The sequence below is a fragment of the Rhodopseudomonas sp. B29 genome, assembly GCF_000333455.1.
In the GTDB taxonomy this organism is placed as follows: Bacteria; Pseudomonadota; Alphaproteobacteria; order Rhizobiales; family Xanthobacteraceae; genus Rhodopseudomonas.
On sequence record NZ_BADD01000088.1, the window covers coordinates 1 to 5,123 of the forward strand.

At 66.9% G+C, this 5,123-nt stretch carries 6 protein-coding genes; 1 reads left to right on the forward strand and 5 read right to left on the reverse strand.

The genetic code is table 11. The annotated features are described in order from the left end of the window. The 5 genes from I5M_RS03310 to I5M_RS03330 form a co-directional block, all read right to left on the reverse strand. Positions 1 to 786, reverse strand: a 786-nt coding sequence (locus I5M_RS03310; protein ID WP_022720099.1) for an aminotransferase class V-fold PLP-dependent enzyme, incomplete at its 3' end; no start/stop codon positions are given. A gap of 86 nt (positions 787 to 872) precedes the next feature. Further along, positions 873 to 1,418, reverse strand: coding sequence for a TIGR02281 family clan AA aspartic protease (locus I5M_RS03315; RefSeq protein WP_022720100.1), 546 nt, complete (start codon positions 1,416 to 1,418; stop codon positions 873 to 875). Positions 1,419 to 1,428: 10 nt separating this feature from the next. Further along, positions 1,429 to 1,638 carry a DUF1289 domain-containing protein gene (locus I5M_RS03320; protein WP_022720101.1) on the reverse strand — a complete coding sequence of 70 codons (210 nt, stop codon included), beginning with the start codon at positions 1,636 to 1,638 and terminating at the stop codon, positions 1,429 to 1,431. A 43-nt stretch (positions 1,639 to 1,681) separates the two neighbouring features. Continuing rightward, positions 1,682 to 3,274, reverse strand: a complete 1,593-nt coding sequence (locus I5M_RS03325; RefSeq protein ID WP_022720102.1) for a HAMP domain-containing sensor histidine kinase — start codon at positions 3,272 to 3,274, stop codon at positions 1,682 to 1,684. Positions 3,275 to 3,448: 174 nt separating this feature from the next. Continuing rightward, positions 3,449 to 4,345, reverse strand: a complete 897-nt coding sequence (locus tag I5M_RS03330; RefSeq protein WP_376738659.1) for an NAD(P)-dependent oxidoreductase — start codon at positions 4,343 to 4,345, stop codon at positions 3,449 to 3,451. A 248-nt stretch (positions 4,346 to 4,593) separates the two neighbouring features. Between I5M_RS03330 and I5M_RS03335 the strand changes: the two genes are divergently transcribed. Beyond that, positions 4,594 to 5,123 (forward strand): iron-sulfur cluster assembly protein (locus I5M_RS03335; protein ID WP_022720103.1); only part of this gene is annotated, 530 nt, incomplete at its 3' end.

Below are 5,123 nucleotides of genomic sequence, written 5' to 3' on the forward strand. Positions count from 1 at the left end.
CACGAAGGCCGGCGGGCCGAACTGCTCGTCGAAGACGACGTCGTGATAGCCGGCATAGGGCTCGGTCAGCGTCGGGAATTTGCCCGAGTCGCGCCAATCGAACCGTCCGCCATCGACCAGCACGCCGCCGATGGCGATGCCATGACCGCCGAGCCATTTGGTTGCCGAATGCATCACGATGTCGGCGCCGAGCTCGATCGGCTTGCTGAGGTAGGGCGTAGCGAAAGTGTTGTCGATCAGCAGCGGGATCTTGGCCTCATGGGCGATGTCGGCGACCTTGGGAATGTCGAGTACTTCGAGGCCCGGATTGCCGATGGTCTCGCCGATCATCAACCTCGTATTGGGCTTGATAGCAGCCTTCAGGCCGGCGTGATCGCGCGGGTTGACGAAGCTCGTGGTGATGCCGAAACGCGGCATCGTATGCGCCAGCAGGTTGATCGTGCCGCCGTAGAGCGACGACGAGGCGACGATGTGGTCGCCGGCGCTCAGCAGCGTGGCGATGGCGAGATGCAGCGCCGCCATGCCGCTCGCGGTCGCGACCGCGCCGACGCCGTTCTCCAGCGCGGCAATGCGTTCTTCCAGCACGGCGATCGTCGGGTTGGAGATACGCGTATAGAGATGGCCGGGCCGCTCCATGTTGAACAGCGCTGCGGCGTGGTCGGTGTCCTGAAACACGTAGGACGTGGTCTGATAGATCGGCACCGCGCGCGAGCCGGTGAGTGGATCGGGATGCTGCCCGGCGTGCAGGCTCAGGGTCTCGAAACCGGGTGGTTTGGGTGCGGCCATGATGATCTCGGATAGAGCGGCGGGCAGAGTGCCGCCTATCTATCGCCGGGACCGCCGCCCGAAGCAATCCAGCCGCAGCATCCGACTCAGGGGTAGCCCTGCAGCATCAGCCGGTCGGAGCGGACCTCCCAGCTTTCCAGCCGGTCGAGGAAGCTCATGCCGAGCAGATTGGTCTTCATCTGGCCGCGCGGCACCACCAACGCCGGCACCGAGCGTTCGACCAGATGGCCGACGGCGAGGCTATCGAGCGAGAGCTTGGCGGCGCGGGTGTGGCCATTGGCGGTTTCGAGTTCGACGTCGAAATCCAGAATTTCCAGCGGCAGGCCGGCGGCCTTGGCGGTCTCGTAGGTGAGGACCACCGAGGTGGCGCCGGTGTCGACCACCATCGGCGCGTTGACGCCGTTGATCTTGGCCTTCAGCGCGAATTCGCCGCCCTGGCCGCGCGGGACCTTCACTGTACGAAGCGCCCGGGTTTTCTCGGCCTCGGCTGCCGCGGTAGCCGAGGCGACGCGCTCGCGCAGCAGCGAACTCATCGCCTTCTGAGCGGCCGAGATGCGCTGCGGATCGCCGTAAGCGACAACCGCGCCGGCGGTCGCGATCAGCACTACCAGGACCAGCAGCGCGCGGCTCATGACGCCCTCGTCAGGAGGCGGCTGTCGGCTTTCGCGGTCGCAGCGGTTCCAGGCCGGCTTCCGCCATGCGGCCGGGCAAACTCGCCATGATGGTGACGCGCTCGGCGCCATCCATGCGCGGCCAGCGCGCGATCTCCGGCATGGTGCGGCCGCAGCCGAAGCACAGGCCGCTGCGCGGATCCAGCATGCAGACCGCGATGCAGGGTGTTTCGATGCTCATGTCGTTTGGATGCGGCCATGATGCGGTTTCTGCAAGCGGAATGTCACAAGCCGGTGCCGGCATTCATGATCGGCGCATGACGGCGGCGGGATTCCTCGTGGTCGGCATGGCTCGGCTGCAGCGGTGGCGCCTCGTCGGCGAGCGGCGCCAGCGCCGACATCACCCGCTCCGGCGGGAAGGTGACGACAACCTCGGTGCCGATGCGCAGCTTGGATTTCAGCGTGAAGGTGCCGCCATGCATGTCGATCAGGCTCTTGGCGATCGGCAGGCCGAGTCCGGCGCCTTGTTCGGCGGACTTGATCGAGTTCGAGCCCTGGCCGAACGACGCCAGCACGATCGGGATCTCCTCTTCGGGAATGCCCGAGCCGGTGTCCTTGACCGACAGATACTGGCCGCCCGAGGCGGTCCAGCCGACCTTGAGCCAGATCTCGCCGCCCTGCGGGGTGAACTTGATGGCGTTCGATAACAGGTTCAGCACGACCTGACGCACCGCGCGCTCGTCGCCCCACAGCCGCGGCATGCCCTGTTCGAACACTTCGTGGATGGTGATGCCGCGGCTCGAAGCGCGCAGCTTGAGCAGGTGATGACAATCCGTCACCACGTGCACCAACGAGATCGCCTCTTCGTTGAGTTCGTAGCGGCCGGCCTCGATGCGCGACAGGTCGAGAATCTCGTTGATCAGGTTGAGCAGGTGGACGCCGGAATTGTGAATGTCGGCGGAGTAGTCCTTGTACGCCGGCACCGCGTGCGCGCCGAAGATCTCGCTCTTCATCACTTCCGAGAAGCCGAGGATGGCGTTGAGCGGCGTGCGGAGTTCGTGGCTCATCTGAGCCAGGAAGCGCGACTTGGCGACGTTGGCGGCCTCGGCGCGGTGGCGCGCCTCGTCGGAGATCGCCTTGGCCTGTTCGAGCTCGCCGATCAGCGCGTCCTTCTCGGCGCGGGCTTCCAGCGTCGCCAGCGTGGTCGAATGCAGCCGGTGCGCCAGCAGCGCGAAGTACACCTCGGCGGCGATCGTCAGTGCAGCCAGCACGTAGTTCTCGAACGTGCCGCCGAGCGCGAATTTGGCAGCGATCGCGCAGGTCACCGGCACAGTCGCAGCCAGCGCCGCGAGCGGCAGGCTCGCCGCCAGCATGCTCGACACCGCCACCACGGTCAGCATCAGGAACATCAGCAGCGTGCTGGAGACCATGGTGAGTCCGGTCGGATGCACCAGGATGGCCGTCCAGGCGAGGCCGTAGAGCAGATCGAGCGCGACGAAGCGGCGGCGCCACGACCGCGTCTTGGTCGGCGATGCCGGCTCTTGCAGGAAGCGCGTGCAATTGCGGACCACGACGGCGTGGATGCACAGGATGCCGACCGTCCAGGCGCCCGCCGTCAGCGGGTCCATCCACAGCCCGAACAGCACGCCGGTGGCGACCACAAGCAGCATCACGACGAACGAGGCGGAGAGGCGGGTCTCGGCGTATTGGCGGACGAGTTCGTGATCGAAGGCCGGCCGCGTGCCGCTGGTCGAGGTCAGCCGGTCGCGCGCCTCGCGCACGCGCTGTGCAGAGGCTCGCCGGCTGCGCGACGGCGCAGCCGCCGGGCTATCAGCCGGAAGCTGGAAAACTTCGGGCTTTTCCGCGGCTTCACTCATCAACCAACACTAACCCAGCGCGAAAACGCAGCGCGGTACGCCACTGTAGATAGTGGCCCCAGGACCCTTAAGAGCAGATCACAAGGGAAAGATAATTCGGTTAATGGCTGGCTAATTTCCACTCCGCGGCGAGGTGAAATCGGCGGCGCGCGACCTGGTTGCGCCGCCGCTCGCTCAGCGCTCCAGCCGCGCCAGCAGGCTCGAGGTGTCCCAGCGCTTGCCGCCCATCTTCTCGACTTCGGAATAGAAATTGTCGACCAGCGCCGTCACCGGGAGGCTGGCGCCGTTGCGGCGGGCTTCGGCGAGGCAGATCGACAGATCCTTGCGCATCCACTCGACCGCGAAGCCGAAGTCGTATTTGCCCTCGTTCATCGTCTTGTAGCGGTTCTCCATCTGCCAGGACTGCGCCGCGCCCTTGGAGATGGTGTCGATCACCTGGCCGACATCGAGCCCGGCCTTCTTGGCGAAGTGGATCGCCTCGGACAGGCCTTCGACCAGGCCGGCGATGCAGATCTGGTTGACCATCTTGGTGAGCTGGCCGCTGCCGGCCGGGCCGAGCAGCTTGCACATCCGCGCATAGGAGGCGATCACCGGCTCGGCCTTGGCATAGGCCTCGGCGCTGCCGCCGCACATCACGGTGAGGACGCCGTTCTCGGCGCCGGCTTGGCCGCCTGACACCGGCGCATCGACGAACGAGAAGCCGGCAGCTTTCGCGGCGACGTCGAGCTCGCGTGCGACTTCGGCCGAGGCGGTGGTGTGGTCGACGAAGATCGCACCCTTCTTCATGGCCGAGAATGCGCCGTTCTTGCCGGTGGTCACCGCGCGCAGATCGTCGTCATTGCCGACGCAGGCCATGACGAAGTCCTGGTCCTTGGCGGCCTCGGCCGGCGTCGGTGCTGACCGGCCGCCGAACTTTTCGGTCCACGACTTCGCCTTGGCCTCGCTGCGATTATAGACGGTGACCTCGTGGCCGCCTTTGCTGGCGAGATGTCCGGCCATCGGATAGCCCATGACGCCGAGACCGATGAAAGCAACCTTCGCCATGTCGAGATCCTTCGCAGAAAGCGGCACGTTGGGCCGATGATTGATGGGGCGGGCGCGACCGGGCGGCGCGCGGCGGGTGCCGCAGCATAGGGAGCGAGGCGACACGGGCAAGGGGCCCGTGATCACGCCTGGCATGGGGGTGATTGCTCGCACTGCACAACCGAGTTCCGCACCGCTGCTCGTGCACTGGGCGAAGGCGCGCTCCCGGCCAATTCGTGACTTGAACCGCCCTCCGGCATGTGGTCCGTGGGCGCCGAACCGTAGGAGACTCGCGCGTGAGCGTGACCCAGCAACAGATTCGCGACGCCCTCGCCAAGGTGAAGACGCCGCGCGGCGTCGCCCTGACCCAGGCCGACGCGCTGTCCGAAATCGCCGTGACCGACGGCAAGGTGTATTTCTCGATCAACGTCGATGCCGCCGAGGCACGCGCCTGGGACGGCGTTCGCGGCGCGGCCGAAGCGGCCGTCAAGGCGGTGCCGGGCGTGAAAAGCGCGCTGGTCGCGCTGACGGCCGAGCGCCGGCCTGGCGCCCCGGCAGCGCCGCAGCCGCGTCCGGGCGTCGCGCCGGTTTCGGAGCATCGGCCGCACGCGCCGGCGGGCAGCCCGTCGCCGATGTCCAAGCAGGCGCCGATTCCCGGCGTCGATTCGGTGATCGCGGTGGCGTCCGGCAAAGGCGGCGTCGGCAAGTCGACCACGGCGCTCAATCTGGCGCTCGGCCTGCGCGATCTCGGCCTCAAGGTCGGGCTACTCGATGCCGATATCTACGGCCCCTCGGTGCCGCGGCTGACCGGTATCCAAGAGAACCG